Source organism: Methylobacterium sp. AC832 (genome assembly GCF_979256025.1).
Genome location: NZ_CEEDMV010000007.1, coordinates 12490 through 30730 on the forward strand (window position 1 = coordinate 12490; position 18241 = coordinate 30730).

Below are 18241 nucleotides of genomic sequence, written 5' to 3' on the forward strand. Positions count from 1 at the left end.
GAAGCAAGCCTATGTTCAATTTCCTCGTCACGCAGTCCCTGCGCAACCGGCTGATCGTGCTCGCGGTCGCCGCCGTCCTGATCCTGTACGGCGCCTTCACGGCGACCAAGCTCCCGGTCGACGTGTTCCCAGACCTCAACAAGCCGACGGTCACCATCATGACCGAGGCCGAGGGGCTCGCCCCGCCCGAGGTGGAGCAACTCGTCACCTATCCCATCGAAACCCGGATGAACGGCCTGCCCAGCGTCAGCCGGGTGCGCTCGGTCTCCGGCGTCGGGCTTTCCATCGTCTACGTCGAGTTCGACTGGGGCACCGACATCTACCGGAATCGGCAGCAGATCGCCGAGCGCCTGACCCTTGTCCGTGACCAGCTCCCCGCGAACGTCACACCTCAGATGGGTCCGATCTCGTCGATCATGGGCCAGATCCTGCTGGTGGCGGTCACCGGAGACAATGCCACTCCGATGGAGATCCGCGAGGCTGCCGACTTCATCCTGCGGCCGCGCCTCCTGACCATTCCCGGCGTCGCTCAGGTGATCCCCATCGGCGGCGAGGTGCGTCAGTTTCGGGTCAGCCCGAACGTGGCGGCCATGCGAGCGCTTGGCGTCACCAACGCACAGCTTGAGGCGTCCCTTACCCAGTTCGGCACCAACGCCGGCGGTGGGTTCACTGACCAGTACGCCCGCGAGTACCTCATCCGGAACATCGGCCGGACCATGAGCCTCGACGACCTGCGCAGTGTCGTGGTTGCCAACGTCGGCGACGCGCCAGTCTACCTGCGCCAGGTGGCGGACGTCTCGTTCGCCCCAAGGGTGAAGCGGGGCGACGGCGGCTTCATGGGCAAGCCGGCGGTCATCGTCTCGGTCGAGAAGCAACCCGACGTCGACACCGTGAAGCTCACCCGCGAGATCGAGGCGGCTCTGAAGGAGGTCACCGCGACCCTTCCGAATGGGATCAAGGCCGACCAGGTCCTGTTCCGCCAGGCGAACTTCATCGAGACCTCCATTGCTAACGTCGAGCGTGTCCTCGTCGAGGCCATCGTAGTGGTGGCCATCGTGCTGTTCGCGTTCCTCCTGAACGTGCGCACCACGGTGATCTCGCTCACCGCCATCCCGGTCTCGATCCTAGCGACCGCAATCGCCTTCCACCTCGCCGGCCTGTCCATCAACACGATGACCCTGGGCGGCCTTGCCATCGCTATCGGTGAGCTCGTCGACGACGCGGTGGTCGACGTCGAGAACATCTTCCGCAGGCTCGGCGAGAACCGGGCGGCTGGCTCGCCGCGCTCGACCTTCGACGTGGTGGTTTCGGCCTCATCCGAGGTCCGCTCGGGCATCGTCTACGCGACGATGATCATCGTCCTCGTATTCGTACCACTGTTTGCCCTGTCCGGCATCGAGGGGCGTCTCTTCGCGCCCTTGGGGCAGGCTTACATCATCTCGATCCTGGCGAGCCTGCTCGTATCGGTGACCTTGACGCCGGTGCTGGCGTACTACCTGCTGCCCGGCCTCAAGAGCCTGGCCGAGCACGACAGCGCTCTTTTGCGTTGGCTCAAGCGCGGCAACGCTCGCCTGCTCGGGGTCGCATTCCGGCACCAGCGGGTGCTCGTCGCCACAGTGGCGATCGCAGTCGTGGCAGCCGGCATCGCCGCCTGGAACCTGCCGCGGGCCTTCCTGCCGCCGTTCAACGAGGGCTCGTTCACCGTCAACACGACCTTCAACCCAGGCATCTCCCTCTCAGAGAGCAACCGCGTCGGTCTTATCGCCGAGCGCCTGCTACTCGACATCCCCGAGGTCGCCGCGGTCGGCCGCCGTACCGGACGCGCCGAGCTCGACGAACACGCCGAGGGCGTCCACTCCTCCGAGATCGAGGTTGAGCTCAAGGGCGCCGGGCGGGGGAAGGATGCGGTGGTCGCCGACATCCGCCAGCGTCTCTCTGCCCTACCCCTGTCGGTCAACGTCGGCCAGCCAATCTCGCACCGGCTCGACCACATGCTCTCCGGGGTTCGGGCGGAACTCGCCCTGAAGATCTTTGGTGAGGACCTCGACGCGCTTCGGAGCGTGGCCAACGACATGCGGGACCGCATGGCGAAAATCCCTGGCTTGGCCGACCTCCAGGTCGAGAAGCAGGTCCGCATCCCCCAGCTTGAGATCCGGGTCGACTACACAAGGGCTGCCCTCTACGGGGTGCAGCCTTCGGCGGTGGTCGAGCAGCTCAGCCGCCTCTCGAACGGGCGTGTCGTCTCGACCGTGGCCGACGGCTACAAGCGCTTCGACGTGGTCCTACGCCTGCCCGAGCGGCAGCGCACGACGCAGGGGTTAAAGGACCTGTTGATCGAGACCCCTTCCGGATGGGTGCCCGCTCGCCAGGTCGCGGACATCCGCGAGACCGACGGGCCGAACCAGATCCTTCGGGAGAACAGCCGGCGACGCCTGGTTGTCCAGGCCAACACCAACGGCCAGAGCGACATGGCCACCATCGTGGCGGCCATCCGGCAGCAGGTGTCGGACGCCAAGCTCCCGCCCGGCTTCTTCGCCAGCCTGGAGGGGACCTTCCAGGCGCAGGAGGAAGCGAGCCGGACCATCGCGGCCCTGTCCGGGCTCTCCCTCGCCCTGGTCTTCGCCATCCTCTACAGCCGCTACCGCTCGGCCGTCCTGGCGCTGATCATCATGGGCAACGTGCCGCTCGCCCTCATCGGCAGCGTGATCGCGCTCTGGCTGGTCGGGCAGCCGCTCTCGGTGGCGTCGATGATTGGGTTCATCACCCTGACCGGCATCAGCGCCCGCAACGGCATCCTTAAGATCAGCCACTACCTGAACCTGTCGCTGCACGAAGGCATGCCATTCGGACGCGACCTCGTGGTGCGGGGCAGCTTGGAGCGGCTGACCCCGGTGCTGATGACGGCGCTGTCGGCCGGCGTCGCCCTGGTACCGCTGCTCTACGACGCCGCGAACCCGGGCAAGGAGATCCTACACCCGGTCGCGGTGACCATCTTCGGCGGCCTGATCAGCGCGACCCTGCTCGACACGGTCCTGACGCCGGTCCTGTTCCTGCGCTTCGGCAAGGCCCCACTGGAGCGCCTGCGCGCGACACAGGCTGAGACCTCCGACACCCCTCGTCCCGACGGCGCCAAGCCGCGTCCGGCCGAGGCGTTCTGAGCCGACCGATCCCAAAAAGGAGAAGCCTGATGATTCCCTGGAGAATGGCCCTGGCCGCCGGCATGCTGCTCGCCCTGCCGGTCCATGCGCACGAGGTGTCCGGCCAGCACGGCGGCCGTGTGACGGACGCCGGAAAGTATCACGTCGAGCTCGTCGCCAAGGGCGAGACCATCGACGTGTTCCTCACGGACGGCAGCCAGAAGCCGGTGCCGGCGACCGGCTTCAAGGGCACCGCCATCCTCGTCGTCGGCGGCAAGCCCGCCCGTGTGCCGCTCGAACCGACCGACGGCAACCGCCTCTCGGGCAAAGCCGCCGTCAGCGTCGGCGAGAGCCCGAAGGGCGCCGTCCAGCTAACCGCCCCCGACGGCGCGACGACCAGCGGCAAGTTCAACTGATCAACGGCCCTCCGGCCCCGAACGCGGGCCGGAGGGGACCGACCGATCCCACGCAGGGATGCAGGGGAGACCGCTCAGTGGCTCGTCCCTCCTGTCCAAGTCACCGACCCGGAAGCAGACGCTTGCCGGCCTGTCCATCTCGACGAACCAAGGAGATCGAACCCATGAAGATCACGACCATCACCGCCCTGCTGATTGCCCTCTCGGCGGCTGCCCCGGCCCTTGCCGACGACCAGGGCAACGCCAACGCCGAGCAGCAGACCCAGCCGACGCCGAACCGCGGCGGCACCTCGGGCGGTCCGGCCCACGACGTCCGTCCTGGCGAGGCCGGAACGGTGCGCTCCGGCGAGCGCACGGGCCATGACGGCCGGCATTCCACGGAAACGGCCCCGCAGAACGCTCGCGGCCGCTGAAGCGGCCGAGGGGGCAGTCGCCCACCTACGCAGGCATCCATCGACATCACGCCAGGAAGGCAACCATGAAAAACGTCAGCAAGATCGCCCTCGCCGCCGCCCTCGGTCTCGGACTGGCCGGCCCGGCCCTCGCCCAGGCCACGCACGATCACGGCGCGATGCCCGGCAAGGACATGGGTTCGATGGAGTCCATGAAGCCGGACCCGAAGGACAACGCCTCGACCAAGGACTTCAAGGCCGCCGACATGGCCATGATGAAGGACATGGACGTCGCCTACACGGGCAACCCTGACGTCGACTTCCGCACCCACATGATCCCCCACCACAAGGGTGCTGTGGCGATGGCCAAGGTCGCCCTGAAGCATGCCAAGGACCCGGCGACCAAGGAGATGGCTCAGAAGATCATCGACGACCAAGAAAAGGAGGTCGGTGAGATGGAGGCTTGGCTGAAGAAGAACGCGAAGTAGGCCACTTGGTGGAAGGCCTGGAGGTTGGTACGGGACCGGCTTCCAGGCCCGCGATGATGGGACAGTCCGGGCGCTCGTCGCCGTCGCAGGCGCGGCTGAGGCCTCGTAGGACGTCCGCCATCTCCTGCAGGTGGAGGGCCTTCCCTTCGAGCTCCTTGATGTGGGTCAAGGCGAGGGCCTTCACCTCAGAGCTACTGCGACCGGGGTCGCTCCAAAGCCCGAGGAGCGCCCGGATGCGTTCCAGGGAGAAGCCGAGGTCCCGTGCCCGTCGGACGAAGCGGAGCCGGTGGACGTCCTCCGGATCGTAGTCGCGGTAGCCGCTGTCCCGACGGTCGGCACGGGGCACCAAGCCGATGCTTTCGTAGTGCCGGATCATCTTGGCCGAGACGCCCGACGCCTCCGCTGCTTGCCCGATGTTCATGGCTACCCTCACTGTTGACCTTCCCATGATGGGAAGCTGCATACCGATAGGCAACACCGACAGACGGGAACACGATCATGGTCCACGGCACCGCAGCGAACGACCACAGCGAGCCTGCAGGGCACGACCACGCACACGGACATCACGCCGGGCCGCCGCCAGGCGCTGGGACAGTCAAGGACCCGGTCTGCGGGATGACAATCGACCCTCACACGTCGAAGCACCGCTCCGAGCACGACGGGCATCCCTTCTATTTCTGCTCCAACGGCTGCCGGACCAAGTTCGAGGCGGAGCCTGCTCGCTACCTCGATCCGAACGGCGCGGCGGCGAGGGTCGAGCATGTCCCCGAGGGCGCCGTCTATACCTGCCCCATGCACCCGCAGATCCGTCAGGTCGGGCCCGGATCCTGCCCGATCTGCGGCATGGCCCTGGAGCTGGCGACGGTGAGCCTGGACGACGGCCCGAACGAGGAACTTGGCGACATGTCCCGCCGGTTCTGGGTGGGTCTGGTCCTGACGCTGCCGGTGTTCGCACTGGAGATGGGCGGTCATCTCACCGGCCTGACGGAGCGGATCGGACAGCAGAACTCGAACTGGATACAGTTCGCCCTTGCCACGCCCGTGGTGCTCTGGGCCGGCTGGCCGTTCTTCGTGCGCGGCTACCAATCGGTGGCCCTGCGCTCGCTCAACATGTTCACCCTGATCGCCATCGGCACGGGGGTGGCGTGGGCCTATTCGGTCGTAGCCACCCTCGCGCCGAGCCTCTTTCCCGACGCCCTGAGAGGCCATGGCGGTGCCGTGCCCGCCTACTTCGAGGCGGCCGCCGTCATCACGGTGCTCGTCCTGCTCGGGCAGGTCCTGGAGCTCAGGGCGCGTGAGAGCACCGGGGGGGCATTGCGAGCCCTCCTAGACCTGGCCCCGAAAACCGCCCGCCGGCTCCACGAGGACGGCACGGACGACGAAGTCCGGCTTGAGGACATCGCGGTCGGCGACCGCCTGCGCGTGCGTCCCGGCGAGAAGGTGCCGGTCGACGGCGCCGTGGTGGAGGGGCGGAGCTCGGTGGACGAGTCCCTAATCACGGGAGAGTCGATGCCGGTGACCAAGGAGGCCGGCGCGAGCGTCGTCGGCGGCAGCATCAACCAATCCGGGGCACTGGTCATCGAGGCCCGCAAGGTGGGGCGTGACACCATGCTGGCCCGCATCGTCCAGATGGTGGCCGAGGCCCAGCGCAGCCGCGCCCCGATCCAGCGCCTCGCCGACAGGGTCGCGGGCTGGTTCGTTCCCGTCGTCATCGGGGTGGCGGTCCTCGCCTTCGCCGCCTGGATGGCCCTTGGGCCTGAGCCCCGGTTCACCTACGCGCTGGTGGCCGCGGTCGCGGTCCTCATCATCGCCTGTCCCTGTGCCCTGGGTTTGGCCACCCCGATGTCGATCATGGTCGGCGTCGGTCGCGGGGCCGGGGTCGGCGTGCTCATCAAGAGCGCCGAGGCCCTGGAGCGGATGGAGAAGGTCACGACCCTCGTCGTCGACAAGACCGGCACCCTCACCGAGGGCAAGCCGACGGTGACCCGCATCGTCCCAGCGGAGGGGTTTTCTGAGGAGGAGATCCTGAGGCTGTCGGCCGGCGTCGAGCGGTCGAGCGAGCATCCGCTAGCGGTCGCCATCGTGGCGGCGGCGGAAGAACGCGGCATCACGATTCCGGAAGTCTTGGAATTCGACTCACCCACCGGCAAGGGTGCCCTTGGAACGGTCGAGGGGCGCCGCATTCTGCTCGGCAACACAAACTTCCTTGCCGGGGAGAACATCGTGACGGGGGACCTCGACGCGGCGGCGGACGGGCTGCGTCGGGACGGGGCCACCGCCATCTACGCCGCCATCGACGGGCGGGTGGCCGGCGTCATCGCAATCGCGGACCCGGTCAAGGCAACGACCGCCGAGGCCCTAGCGGGTCTCAAGGAAGAAGGCATCCGCGTTGTCATGCTGACCGGTGACAACCGCATCACCGCCGGGGCCGTCGCCCGGCAACTTGGGATCGAGGAGGTCGAGGCCGATGTCCTACCGAACCGCAAGGCAGCCGTCGTCGAGCGCCACAAGGCGGCGGGTCAGGTGGTCGCCATGGCCGGGGACGGGGTCAACGACGCGCCGGCCCTCGCCTCCGCGGATGTGGGCATTGCCATGGGAACCGGCACGGACGTGGCCATCGAAAGCGCCGGCATCACGCTGCTCAAGGGGGACCTGATGGGGATCGTGCGGGCCCGGCGGTTGTCGCGCGCGGTGATGGGCAACATCCGGCAGAACCTGTTCTTCGCCTTCGCCTACAACGCCGCCGGCATCCCGATCGCCGCCGGGGTACTCTACCCGACCTTCGGGCTGCTCCTCTCCCCCATCATCGCGGCGGCGGCGATGTCGCTATCGTCCGTCAGCGTGATCGGGAATGCGTTGCGACTGCGTGCGGTGCGCCTTTAGAGCATGCAGTTTCCAAGTCCATGCCTTGATTGGCGAGGCGCAGCGCGAAAAGCGTTCCGCCTCGCCCCGCCGGTCGGCCCCAGATCGTCGCGACCCGGAGCGGCGGAATGCTACATGCGGTGACCGCGGTGATGGCCCATCATGTGGCCGCGACGATGACCGTGACCCATCATGCGATGACCATAGCCGTGACGCATCATGCGATGGCCGCGATGGTGCCCGTGGCCCATCATGCGATGGCCGTGCATGCCGTCCATCCGGACCTCAGTTACGGCGGTCGGGGCATCGATGGCGCCGACCATGCCCGGAGCGGCGGAGGCAGGGGCGGCGATGCCGATAGCACCGAGCGCGGCCAGGGCAGCGACGGCGAACAGGGACTTCCTCATGGGGGCTTCCTCTTTGGTTGTTGGTGGCTCGTCACGGCACCGTGCCGATCTAGGATCGAATGGCCATATGGGAGCGGTGAGGAACGGCTCCGCTTTGAAGAGGGTTCCGAGGATGTTCAGTCTCCCAGTCGCCGTGGATAAGGAAGGCTTATCCCGCTGAGTACGATGTCAGCGGTGCTCGTCCGCGAGGCGGTCCTGCGTTCGGAGGAGTCGCCATGCGACTGCGACCGTGTTACCTATTGGGTAACGGAGTGCGGAGCATTACCTTGCGGGTAACGGATTGGTGCGATGCAGATCCGTTTCCGGTCTAGGCGCCTGGGGAAGGCGCTGTCGGACCCGAAGCAGATGGCGAAGGCCTACGGGGACAGGGCGAAACCAATCCGGAGGCGGCTGGACGTCATGGGGCAGGCGGCCCGCCTCTCGGACGTCCCAACCGGGCCGCCCGACCACCGTCATCAACTCGGCGGTGACCGGGACGGCCAACTCTCGGTCACGATCAAGGACAACTGGCGTATCGTTTTCGTGCCCGACCACGACCCGGTGCCCCGCCTGCCCGACGGCGGGCTCGACACGAGTCAGGTCACGGCAGTCGAGATCATCGAAATCGTCGACTACCACGGCAACTGAACGGCGGAGACAAAGGGGATGACGACGCAGGAAGCCTGGACGCCGCAATGGGCGACCCATCCCGGCGAACACCTCGAAGAGTACATCCAGGAGCGCGGCTGGTCGCAAGCCGAGTTCGCCCGCATCGCTGACATGACGCCCAAGCTCGTCAGCACGATTATCAACGGCTCCAACCCAGTCACGCCCGAGACGGCCCTCAAGCTGGAGCACGTGCTCGGCCTCAGGGCCTACATCTGGACCGGCCTCCAGGCGAACTGGGACCTGTTCCAGGCCCGGCAGCGGGAGCAGGAGTCGGCCGCGCGCGAGGCGGAATGGTTGAAGGGGTTCCCCGTCCGGGAACTGAAGGCTTGTAGGCGCCTTCCCCAAACCAACGACCCCGGCAGGATTATGGACGGGCTTCTGGGCCTCCTCGGGATTGGGGGACCGCATGCCTACGAGGCGAAGCTCGGTTCCCTGGCCGTGCACCATCGGAGGGCAAGGACTGGCACCACCTCGCCCCATCACATGCTCTGCTGGTTGATGCTGGGCGAGGAGAAGGCGCGCCGGCTCAGCCTGCCGGCCTACGATCCGATACGGTTTGTGCAGGGATGCGCCGAGATTCGTTCGCTAACTGTGGAACGCGCCGAGATCTTCGAGCCGCGCATGCTCGAAATCTGCCATGCGTCCGGCGTAGCCTTGGTGTTCCAGAAACCATTGAGCAAGACCTGCGTCTTCGGGTCGGCGCGATGGCTGAACGACGAGCGTCCCATGATCCAGATGTCGCTGCGCATGAAGAGCAACGACCATTTCTGGTGGACCTTCTTCCATGAGGCGGCACACATCAGCCTGCATCGGGGAAGGAACTTCGTCGATGATATGAACGGCGAGGACAACGACGTCGAAGCCGAGGCGGATGCCTGGGCCGAGGAGATGCTGGTCGGACGCGAGCGGATCGCCGCCTTCGCCACCACGAGCCCCAGGACGAAGCAGGAGGTCTTGGCCTTCGCCGACGAGGTCGGGCTTCATCCCGGCATCGTGGTCGGAATGCTGCAACACCGTCGCGTCGTTGCCTTCAGCCACCTGAACGACCTGAAGATGCGTTTGGGATGGGCGGACGAGGTTGCCGCGGCCTGAGCAATGCGGCGCATAGGCCAGGCCCGGCATCTCGGGCCGTCCGGCCAAGGCCCCGAGGATCTGCCCGAAGCACGAAGCGCAGCTGCGGCCGAGGGCACCATGCCGAAGCCGATCCAGGCATCCGCTGGATCAAAGGCAAACCGATGGAGGCTTAGTGCGTGCAGGTCGAAAAAGACTTGGTAGGCCTCAGTGCCACACCTTCGGTTCATCCGACCTGACCGAGTGCCGGGAACGCCTCCATGAGCAGGGCGGCCACCTCGGTCATGCGGTCGCTGACCATCAGCAGGCCCATCGCGACCATGACGCCTCCACCGAGGATTTGGAGCGCGCGGCCGAACCAGCGCAGGGTCCGAAGGCGCGCGACGAAGCCGGACAGGAACAGGGCTGCAGCAACGAACGGAACGCCTAGGCCAAGCGAGTAGACGGTGAGTAGCACGACGCCCGTACCCGATGCCGAGGAGGCAGTGACCGCTAGGATGGCGCCGAGGACGGGACCGATGCACGGGGTCCAACCAAACGCGAAAGCCATTCCAAGGAGGTAGGCAGAGACCGGTCCCCGGCCTGGTGGATCGCCATGCCAACGTAGCTCACGCTGAAGCCAGGCGGGCCGCAGCAGACCGGCCGTGAACAGGCCGAACAGGATCACCAGCAGGCCGGAGGCGAGGTTCAGCACCTCACGGTGGGCGAGCAGGGCGAAGCCAAGCGCACTTGCCCCCGCGCCGAACGCGACGAAGATGGTAGTGAAACCAAGCACGAAGCAGAGGCTCAGGCCAAGTGTATGAAGGCCGCCGCGCTCGCCGGCGGCGGACTGGCCAGCCACGTAGGACACGTAGCCCGGGACGAGGGGCAGGACGCAGGGTGACAGAAAGGACGCGGCGCCGGCCGCGAAAGCCGCCACGAGACCTATACCTGAGGCATCAACGGTCACGGGTACGGCCCGGTAGTGTGGGCGGACGTGTGACGCATCATTCCTGCCTTCCTTCTGCCGCCGCGAAGGTCTTGAGGAGGCGTTGGCGCTCCGCCTCGGACACGCGGGTTGCCGGCGGCTTAGGTGCAGCCGTGCCCCGCGCCAGTTCCCGCTGTCCGGCAAGCGTGGCCATACCCAAGGCCGGAATTGCGATCTCGCGCGGCCCCGCGGTTAGGGCTTCGGGCCGGCTCACCTCGCCGAGCCCACCACCGGACGCCATCATGGTCTCGCGGAACGCCCGGTGTTGGCCTCCGTCCTCGTACACCAGCCGGACGGCCGGCGTTCCGCTTGCTACGAGGGCAGCGACCTGCCGTTCGTCGTCCGCCTGCTTCCGGGCGACTGCATTGGCCTCGGAACTGTCGGCGCCCGCATCGAACACGTAGCGCCCGCCCGCCACGCCGACGACGGGTTCGACCTTTGAGATCTCGAACTGATCGGACCCCTCCTTGATGTTCTTCCAAAAGGCTACGTTCGGGTCATGCCGGTGTCGGGCCAGGTTCTCCGGGGTCATGCGGAACGGGTAGGACTGGAACTGGACGGCACGCTGCCCGCCCGCGAATGCCTCACGGACCACGGCATAGAGTTCCGAGATCGCCTCGTCCGTCATCGCAAAGCAGCCCTGGGACGAGCAGGAGCCATGGACCATCAGATGTGTACCGGTACGCCCCAGCGAGCGGTCGTACGCGTTCGGGTAGCCGAGGTTGAACGAGAGATAGAGGCTGGAATTCGGGTTCATGGACTCCGGCGTGATCGCGTAGAAGCCCTCCGGGGCCTGTCGGTCACCCTCCCGTGTCTTGGGCCCGAGCTGCCCCGACCAGCGGCACATCGGATACGTCTTTAAGAGAGCGTACCTGCCGTCAGCGCCGCGCTTCCAGAGCTCAATCTCGGACTCCTTCTTGTAGGCCCGCATCAGGATCGGGTCGCCCGGGGACATCCTCTCGGCTGACATCAGGGCCAGGGTCGCAGGTGGGATGGGCGCGAGGTGGCGCGTAGAGCCCGCGTACCGTCCGTCCTGGCAGGCGGACAGCGCCAGGACGAAACCCAGGCCGAGCGCGGTCCTTTTCAGCATGTCGGCCTCGCAGGTGTCGGTATCCGGGCCTGGGCCCGAGGGGTCGATGACAGGTTTTCGTGGCGGGGGTTCGACGGAATCGGGCCCCTCATGGGCTCGGCTCCCCGGTATTGGGATGCCGCCGATGCAGTCGGAAGGCGTCGATGAGCATCAGGACGACGCCCAAGGAGATCCAGACATCCGCCAGGTTGAAGGTGAACCAGCGAATGCCGCCCGTGTGCAGGTCGAGATAATCGGTGACGGTCCCGTCCATGAGCCGATCGAGGAAATTGCCCCCGGCGCCGCCCGCCATCGAGGCAAGCCCGAGGCGTTCGAGCTCACCTCCCGCTGCCACGGCCCAGCCAGCGATAAGGCAGGTGAGCGTGCCCTGGATGCTGAGAAGAAGGGTCAGAGAAGAGGGATCTCGTGCCGGGAACAGGCTGAAGCTGATGCCGTGGTTGAACGACAGGCTCAGGTCGACGAAGGGGAGAAAGTCCCGGACCTCACCCTCGGGCAGCCAAGTCTCGGCCGTCGCCTTCGCGGCGAGGTCGATGACCGCGGCAGCCACCAAGAGGGCCCCCACCGTTGCGACCCGGCGGGCCCGTTCGTGCTGTTGGGACCCCATCATGCCCTCAGGAGGCGGAGCGCGTTGGCCGTCACCAGGACCGTCGCCCCGGTATCCGCCAGGATGGCCGGCCACAGCCCGGTGATGCCAGCGAGCGTGGTCACGAGGAACACCGCCTTCAGTCCGAGGGAGATGGCCACGTTCTGATGGATGTTGCCGAGCGTCGCCCGGGAGAGTGCGACAAGTGCTGCAACGTCGGACACCCGGTCGTTGAGGACGGCGGCATCGGCCGTCTCCAACGCAGCATCGGTACCGCCGCCCATGGCGATGCCGACGTTGGCCGCGGCAAGCGCGGGGGCGTCGTTGATGCCGTCGCCGACCATCGCGACAATCCCCATTGCCTTCAGGGCACCAATCTCGGCGAGCTTGTCCGCGGGTAGGAGATCGGCCCGGACGAAAAGCCCGAGGCCCCTGGCGATGGCCTCGCCGGTGCGCCGGTTGTCACCCGTCAGCATCACGCACTCAACACCGAGCCTGCGCAGCGACGCGATGCCGACGGCTGCGTCTGGTCGGGGCTCGTCCCGAACGGCCACCACGCCAAGTGCCTCTCCGTCGCGAACCACGATGACGGCGGTCTTGCCGGCTTCCTCCAGGGTTGCCACGGTCTGCTCCGCCCCGGCTCCGAGCGGGGCAAGCGTTGCCGCATGACGCGGGGATGCGACGGAGACCGTGCGTCCCGCGACCGTGGCCTGGACGGCCTTGCCGGGTACCGCCTTAGCGTCGCGCACCGGTCGCAGCGGGATGCCGTCCGTTTCCGCCCTGTCGAGCAAGGCGCGGGCGATGGGATGGCTTGATCCCGCCTCTACCGCCGCTGCCAGCCCCAGCAGGGCGCGATCCGTCATGCCCGTAGCGAACGGCAGGACGTCCGTGACGAGCGGTCGGCCGACCGTGAGCGTTCCGGTCTTGTCGAAGGCGACGGTGCGGACCCGGCCGATGGTCTCCAAAGCCGCGCCGCCCTTAACCAGGAGCCCGCGACGCGCCCCAGCGGCCAGCCCCGAGGCGATGGCAGCGGGGGTCGAGAGCACGAGGGCGCACGGACAGGCGATCAGTAGGAGCGCCAGCCCACGATAGATCCAGGTGCCCCAGTCGGCCCCTAGCAGGAGGGGTGGACCGAGGGCCGCCAGCGTGGCGAAGGCGAACGCCAGGGGGGTGTAGACGGCGCTGAAACGGTCGATGAACCGGGCGGTCGGAGACTTCGACGCCTGCGCTTCCTCCACCATGTGCAGGATGCGCGCGACGGTGTTGTCGGACGGCATCCGGGTCACCCTGACCTGCAGAGCGCCGTCCGCGTTGACGCTGCCGGCGTAGACCGCGTCCCCGATTTCCTTCGGTCGGGGCACGGACTCTCCCGTGATGGGGGACTCGTCGAGGCTAGACGAGCCGTCCGTGACCTCCCCGTCGGCGGGCACGCGGTCGCCGGGGCGGACCAGCACGGTCTGGCCGATCACCAGGGAAGCGGCCGGCACCTCGCGCACGACGCCGTCCTCCTCGATCAAACGCGCCGTCTTCGGCACCAGGCCCACGAGCGCCTTGATGCCGGCGCGGGATCGGCCGGCCGCGAAGCCTTCGAGCATCTCGCCGACGGTGAACAGCAGGACCACGACCGCGGCTTCCTCGGCGGCATGGATGGCCAGAGCTCCGACGGTCGCGACCGACATCAGCATCTCGATGGAGAACGGCGAGCCGTTGCGCGCGGCGGCGATGGCCCGGCGTCCGTAGAAGGCGAGCCCAAGGAGCGCGCCGGGCCAGTAGGCGTACTCACCGGCTAGGCCCGGTTGGACCTGATCGAGGAGGAAGCCGGCAGCGAACAGGCCGGCGATGGCCAGAGCCAGCAGGCCCTTGCGACTGCGCCAGACGGACGGCTCCGCCTCCTCGTCCTCAATGGCGGGGATGTCCGCTCCGGTGACGTGCGCACGGGCGAGGTCGGCGGCCGTGGGCAGGGTGGCGACGCCGTAGCCGAGACCAGTGATCCGCTCCTCCAGGTCCGCTCGGGGTGTGGCAGCCTCGTCGAGCACAAGGTCGAGGACCTGGGCCGTGTAGTTAACCCGCACGCCCCCGACGCCGGGCAGGCGCGTCACGGCCGTCTCGATCTTGGTCGCGCAGCTCGGGCAGTCCATGCCCTTAACGCGGTAGCGCAGTGCGGTACCGGCGGGGACCGCACCCATGGTTCCTGGCCCTGACATGGCAAGCTCCGTCGACCTGGGCCTCGTGCCGACGGGTCGGAGAACCTACATGCGCCCTGTAGCAACTACAGGGTCAAGGCCATGGCGCACACATCCTCCATGACCATCGGCGATTTGGCGGCGGCGACGAACACCAGCGTTGAGACAATCCGCTGGTACGAGAAGGTCAACCTTTTGCCGGCGCCGGCGCGGTCGGCGGGCAATTACCGCCTCTACGGTACCGAGCACCTGCGTCGTCTGGGCTTCATCAGACGTGGACGGGACCTTGGCTTCACGCTGGACCAGGTCAGGGAGCTTCTCGCTTTAGCCGACGACCGCAAGCGTTCCTGCACCGAAGTCGATACCATCGCCCGCGCGCACCTGGCGGAGGTCGAGCGCAAACTCTCCGACCTAACCCGGCTTGCCCACGAACTGCGCGACGTTATTGGTCAATGCGGATGCGGGTCGGTCGCCGACTGCCGCATCATCGAGGCGTTGTCCCCCCACGGGGAGCTGTCCTAAGGATGCCTGAGGTTCGTTGGGGTCAGGTGGAAATGCGGCTCCCCACCGATGTGGCAGAGGCAGTAAAGAAGGTACACGCAGGCCGGGACGCCCAGCATCACGAGCCAGAACGTATGCCGGGCCGCTTTACGGACATGCGTCCTGACGTGGCGTCTGCGACGCCCACCCTTAGCGCCCCAGTGAGCCGTGGCTCGACCTAACTTCTTACTCATCCGGCCCTCCTACTCGGCGGCCCGGAGGTGCGGTTGGACCGGCATGGGCCGATCCTTCCTTACGACGATCTTCCCTGCGAACTTGGCGTAGAGGGCCGGCAGGACGACGAGGGTCAGCAGGGTCGCCGAGATAAGGCCGCCGATGACGACGGTCGCCAGCGGACGCTGGATCTCGGCACCGGTCTCGGTCGCCAGCGCCATCGGCACGAACCCGAGGGACGCCACTAGGGCGGTCATTGCCACCGGACGAAGCCGGGTCATGGCGCCCTCCAGGATAGCCTCACGCTGCGGACGCCCATCGGCGATGAGCTGCTTGATGTAGGTCAGCATCACGAGGCCGTTGAGCACCGCCACCCCGGACAGGGCGATAAAGCCAACGGCCGCGGGCACCGAGAACGGCATGCCCCGCAGCCATAGGGCCGCGATGCCACCGGTGAGCGCCAGGGGCACGGCGCTGAACACCAGGAGAGCGTCCCGGGCCGAGTTCAGGGCCGAGAACAGCAGCAGGAAGATCAGGAAGAAGCAGACCGGCACCACCACCATCAGGCGCTGGCGCGCCGAGGCCAGGTTCTCAAACTGGCCACCCCAAGTGACGTAGTAGCCGGCCGGGAGCGAGACCCCAGACGCCACCTTGGCCTGGGCCTCGGCCACGAGCGAGCCGATGTCGCGGCCGCGCACGTTGGCAGTGACTACGACTCGGCGCCGGCCGTTCTCGCGCGAGATCTGGTTGGGGCCCTCTGTTACCGAGAAGCTGGCGACCTGCTTCAGCAGTACGGAGGATGCTCGACCGTTGAGCCCGGGAAGCAGCGGGATCGGGATGTTCTCTAGGGCCTCACGATCCTCTCGCACCTTGTCGTTCAGGCGCACCACGATGGGGAAGCGCCGGTCGCCCTCGAACACCATTCCGGCCTCGCGGCCGCCAATAGCCGCGCCGACGACCTCCTGGATGGCCGATGTGCTCAGGCCGAGGCGTGCGGCCTCGGTCTTGTTGATCTTGATTTCTAGGAACGGCAAGCCAGCAGTCTGCTCGACCTTGACGTCGTCGGCGCCCTCGGTCCCGCGCAGGATCGTAGCGACCTGGTTTGCGGCCTTGAGCATCGGCTCGAACTCCTCGCCGAACACCTTAACCGCAAGGTCGCCGCGGGTGCCGGCCAGCAGCTCATTGAAGCGAAGCTGGATCGGCTGGGAGAACTCGTAGACGTTGCCAGCGAGCGCCCCGAGGGCCTTTTCGATCTGCTCCTGCAACTCGGCCTTGGACAGGTCCGGGTCGGGCCATTCCTCCTGCGGCTTCAGGATGACGAAGGTGTCGGACGAGCTCGGCGGCATCGGGTCAGAGGCGACCTCCGCGGTGCCGGTCTTCGAGAAGACGTAGGCGACCTGGGGGAATCGGCTGATGGCCTGCTCCACCTTCAACTGCATCGCCTGCGACTGCGTCAGGGAGGTCGACGGGATGCGTTGGGCGTTTAGCGCGATGCTCTTCTCGTCAAGTTGCGGAATGAACTCCTGCCCCAGCCCCTTGAACAGGAAGCCGGCGCCGACAAGGAGTACGAGCGCGGCCGCGACGAACAGCATGGGCACGCGTAGGGCGGCCCCGAGGACCGGACGGTAGGCAGCCTTGATCGCCCGGACGAAGAGGTTGTCGGTCTCGGTGACCCGGCCAGTGATGACGATGGCGATCATCGCCGGCACGAAGGTGAGCGACAGGACGAAGGCCGCGACCAGAGCGATGATGACGGTGAGCGCCATCGGCTCGAACATCTTGCCCTCGACCCCGGTGAAAGTCAGGAGCGGCACGTAGACGAGGATGATGATGGCCTGCCCGTAGAGGCTCGGCTTGATCATCTCCTCGGCCGAGGCCCGTACGGTAGCGAGGCGCTCCTCCAGTTCGAGCTTGCGCCCGAGCTCCGCCTGTCTCTCGGCGAGGTGGCGCAGGGCGTTCTCGGTGATGATGACGGCCCCATCGACGATGAGGCCGAAGTCGAGGGCACCGAGGCTCATCAGGTTAGCGCTGATGCGGCCCTGGACCATGCCGGTCATGGTCATCAGCATCGCCACCGGGATGACCAGCGCCGTGACGATGGCTGCGCGGATGTTGCCCAGCAATAGGAACAGGACGACGACGACGAGGGCGGCGCCCTCGGCTAGGTTCTTCGCCACCGTCCGGATGGTGGCCTCGACGAGGACGGTGCGATTGAGGACCGTCTGGACCTCGATACCCGGCGGGAGCGTGCGCCGGATCTCGGTCATGCGTGCATCGACGGCGGCGGCCACGGTGCGGCTGTTCTCGCCGATGAGCATCAGTGCGGTGCCGATGACAACTTCCTGCCCGTCCTCGCTGCCCGAGCCGGTGCGCAGGTCGCGCCCGATACGGACCTCAGCGATGTCGGAGATACGCACCGGCACGCCGCCGCGCGTGGTCACGACGACCGAACCGATGTCCTCCATGGTCTCCAGGCGGCCAGCGGCGCGCACGACGTAGCCCTCGCCGTTGTCCTCCAGGTAGCGCGCACCCTGGTTGGCGTTGTTGGCTTCCAGCGCACGGCCGATGTCGGCGAATGACAGGTCGAGGGCGGTCAGCCTCATTGGATCGGGCTGGACATGGTACTGCTTCTCGAAGCCGCCGATGCCGTCGACGCCGGCCACGCCCCGCACGGTCTTCACCTGGGGACGGATGATCCAGTCCTGGACCGTGCGCAGATAGGCTGTGCGTTCGAGCTCTGTCCTCAGCCTCTGGCCCTCGGGGGTAAGATAGCTTTCGTCCGACTGCCAGCCGGGCTTACCGACGGGCGAGACCTTGCGCTCCCCGGGCTTCGCGTAGTGCACCGACCACATGTAGATCTCGCCGAGCCCGGTCGAGATTGGCCCCATGCGCGGCTCAACCCCGGACGGCATCGCCGCCTCAGCCTCCTGAAGGCGCTCAGCAACCTGTTGGCGGGCGAAGTAGATGTCCGTCGTCTCGGAGAAGACGGCAGTGACCTGGGAGAACCCGTTTCGTGAGAGCGAGCGGGTGTATTCCAGCCCCTTGATGCCCGCGAGTGCCGTCTCGACCTGATACGTGATGATTTTTTCGATATCGACCGGCGACAACGAGGGCGCCGTGGTGTTGATCTGGACTTGGTTGTTGGTGATGTCTGGCACCGCGTCGATGGGGAGCTTGGTCAGCGAGAACACACCGAACCCTGCCGCCAGCAGCGACAGAAGCACCACGAGCCAGCGCTGGTGGACAGAGAAGTCGAGGATCTTCGAGATCATGATGGCCGCCC

General features: G+C 67.0%; 15 protein-coding genes. 8 read left to right on the top strand and 7 right to left on the bottom strand.

Translation table 11 applies throughout. From position 1 onward, the window contains the following. Positions 1-11: 11 nt before the first annotated feature. From AC0IXR_RS20100 to copM, 4 genes are all read left to right on the top strand, one after another. Positions 12-3158 carry an efflux RND transporter permease subunit gene (locus tag AC0IXR_RS20100; RefSeq protein ID WP_311274633.1) on the top strand — a complete coding sequence of 1049 codons (3147 nt, stop codon included), beginning with the start codon at positions 12-14 and terminating at the stop codon, positions 3156-3158. Positions 3159-3187: 29 nt separating this feature from the next. Next, a complete protein-coding gene (locus AC0IXR_RS20105) occupies positions 3188-3553 on the top strand; it encodes a hypothetical protein (RefSeq protein ID WP_311274632.1) in 366 nt (121 codons plus the stop codon). A 164-nt stretch (positions 3554-3717) separates the two neighbouring features. Next, positions 3718-3966: a hypothetical protein gene (locus tag AC0IXR_RS20110; protein ID WP_311274631.1), complete on the top strand. Its 249-nt coding sequence runs from the start codon at positions 3718-3720 to the stop codon at positions 3964-3966. Between the two features lie 65 nt (positions 3967-4031). Beyond that, entirely contained in the window at positions 4032-4433 is a 402-nt protein-coding gene (gene copM, locus AC0IXR_RS20115; RefSeq protein WP_311274630.1) for a CopM family metallochaperone, read from the top strand. On the opposite strand, the gene cueR is transcribed toward copM, so the two are convergent. After that, the gene (gene cueR, locus AC0IXR_RS20120; protein WP_471761914.1) at positions 4369-4854 is read right to left on the bottom strand and encodes a Cu(I)-responsive transcriptional regulator; all 486 of its coding nucleotides are present in this window, start codon (positions 4852-4854) and stop codon (positions 4369-4371) included. The genes copM and cueR overlap by 65 nt on opposite strands. Before the next feature lie 77 nt (positions 4855-4931). Between cueR and AC0IXR_RS20125 the strand changes: the two genes are divergently transcribed. Then, the gene (locus AC0IXR_RS20125) at positions 4932-7316 is read left to right on the top strand and encodes a heavy metal translocating P-type ATPase (protein ID WP_471761915.1); all 2385 of its coding nucleotides are present in this window, start codon (positions 4932-4934) and stop codon (positions 7314-7316) included. A gap of 110 nt (positions 7317-7426) precedes the next feature. On the opposite strand, the gene AC0IXR_RS20130 is transcribed toward AC0IXR_RS20125, so the two are convergent. Then, positions 7427-7702, bottom strand: coding sequence for a hypothetical protein (locus AC0IXR_RS20130; protein ID WP_471761916.1), 276 nt, complete (start codon positions 7700-7702; stop codon positions 7427-7429). 345 nt (positions 7703-8047) lie between these two features. On the opposite strand from AC0IXR_RS20130, the gene AC0IXR_RS20135 reads away from it, so the two are divergent. Continuing rightward, entirely contained in the window at positions 8048-8329 is a 282-nt protein-coding gene (locus AC0IXR_RS20135) for a type II toxin-antitoxin system RelE/ParE family toxin (protein ID WP_471761917.1), read from the top strand. 18 nt (positions 8330-8347) lie between these two features. Next, complete coding sequence (locus tag AC0IXR_RS20140) at positions 8348-9442, top strand: HigA family addiction module antitoxin (RefSeq protein WP_471761918.1); 1095 nt, start codon at positions 8348-8350, stop codon at positions 9440-9442. A gap of 205 nt (positions 9443-9647) precedes the next feature. Here AC0IXR_RS20140 and AC0IXR_RS20145 read toward each other — a convergent pair whose 3' ends face one another. From AC0IXR_RS20145 to AC0IXR_RS20160, 4 genes are all read right to left on the bottom strand, one after another. After that, positions 9648-10370, bottom strand: a complete 723-nt coding sequence (locus tag AC0IXR_RS20145; RefSeq protein WP_471761919.1) for a cytochrome c biogenesis CcdA family protein — start codon at positions 10368-10370, stop codon at positions 9648-9650. Between the two features lie 37 nt (positions 10371-10407). Further along, positions 10408-11478 carry a L,D-transpeptidase family protein gene (locus AC0IXR_RS20150; protein WP_471761920.1) on the bottom strand — a complete coding sequence of 357 codons (1071 nt, stop codon included), beginning with the start codon at positions 11476-11478 and terminating at the stop codon, positions 10408-10410. Between the two features lie 88 nt (positions 11479-11566). Next, positions 11567-12085 carry a signal peptidase II gene (gene lspA, locus AC0IXR_RS20155; RefSeq protein ID WP_471761921.1) on the bottom strand — a complete coding sequence of 173 codons (519 nt, stop codon included), beginning with the start codon at positions 12083-12085 and terminating at the stop codon, positions 11567-11569. Then, a complete protein-coding gene (locus AC0IXR_RS20160; RefSeq protein ID WP_471762005.1) occupies positions 12082-14247 on the bottom strand; it encodes a heavy metal translocating P-type ATPase in 2166 nt (721 codons plus the stop codon). Before AC0IXR_RS20160 ends, lspA begins: the two co-directional genes overlap by 4 nt. A gap of 117 nt (positions 14248-14364) precedes the next feature. Between AC0IXR_RS20160 and AC0IXR_RS20165 the strand changes: the two genes are divergently transcribed. Further along, on the top strand, positions 14365-14766 hold the full coding sequence (locus AC0IXR_RS20165; protein ID WP_026176009.1) for a MerR family transcriptional regulator: 402 nt from the start codon (positions 14365-14367) through the stop codon (positions 14764-14766). A 221-nt stretch (positions 14767-14987) separates the two neighbouring features. On the opposite strand, the gene AC0IXR_RS20170 is transcribed toward AC0IXR_RS20165, so the two are convergent. Next, positions 14988-18230, bottom strand: a complete 3243-nt coding sequence (locus tag AC0IXR_RS20170; protein ID WP_018044287.1) for an efflux RND transporter permease subunit — start codon at positions 18228-18230, stop codon at positions 14988-14990. Positions 18231-18241: the final 11 nt, after the last annotated feature.

Coding starts and splice junctions, on each gene's coding strand:
- AC0IXR_RS20100 (WP_311274633.1), top strand. CDS start 12: ATGTTCAATTTCCTCGTCACGCAGTCCCTGCGCAACCGGCTGATCGTG.
- AC0IXR_RS20105 (WP_311274632.1), top strand. CDS start 3,188: ATGATTCCCTGGAGAATGGCCCTGGCCGCCGGCATGCTGCTCGCCCTG.
- AC0IXR_RS20110 (WP_311274631.1), top strand. CDS start 3,718: ATGAAGATCACGACCATCACCGCCCTGCTGATTGCCCTCTCGGCGGCT.
- copM (WP_311274630.1), top strand. CDS start 4,032: ATGAAAAACGTCAGCAAGATCGCCCTCGCCGCCGCCCTCGGTCTCGGA.
- cueR (WP_471761914.1), bottom strand. CDS start 4,854: ATGAACATCGGGCAAGCAGCGGAGGCGTCGGGCGTCTCGGCCAAGATG.
- AC0IXR_RS20125 (WP_471761915.1), top strand. CDS start 4,932: ATGGTCCACGGCACCGCAGCGAACGACCACAGCGAGCCTGCAGGGCAC.
- AC0IXR_RS20130 (WP_471761916.1), bottom strand. CDS start 7,702: ATGAGGAAGTCCCTGTTCGCCGTCGCTGCCCTGGCCGCGCTCGGTGCT.
- AC0IXR_RS20135 (WP_471761917.1), top strand. CDS start 8,048: ATGGCGAAGGCCTACGGGGACAGGGCGAAACCAATCCGGAGGCGGCTG.
- AC0IXR_RS20140 (WP_471761918.1), top strand. CDS start 8,348: ATGACGACGCAGGAAGCCTGGACGCCGCAATGGGCGACCCATCCCGGC.
- AC0IXR_RS20150 (WP_471761920.1), bottom strand. CDS start 11,478: ATGCTGAAAAGGACCGCGCTCGGCCTGGGTTTCGTCCTGGCGCTGTCC.
- lspA (WP_471761921.1), bottom strand. CDS start 12,085: ATGATGGGGTCCCAACAGCACGAACGGGCCCGCCGGGTCGCAACGGTG.
- AC0IXR_RS20160 (WP_471762005.1), bottom strand. CDS start 14,247: ATGGGTGCGGTCCCCGCCGGTACCGCACTGCGCTACCGCGTTAAGGGC.
- AC0IXR_RS20165 (WP_026176009.1), top strand. CDS start 14,365: ATGACCATCGGCGATTTGGCGGCGGCGACGAACACCAGCGTTGAGACA.
- AC0IXR_RS20170 (WP_018044287.1), bottom strand. CDS start 18,230: ATGATCTCGAAGATCCTCGACTTCTCTGTCCACCAGCGCTGGCTCGTG.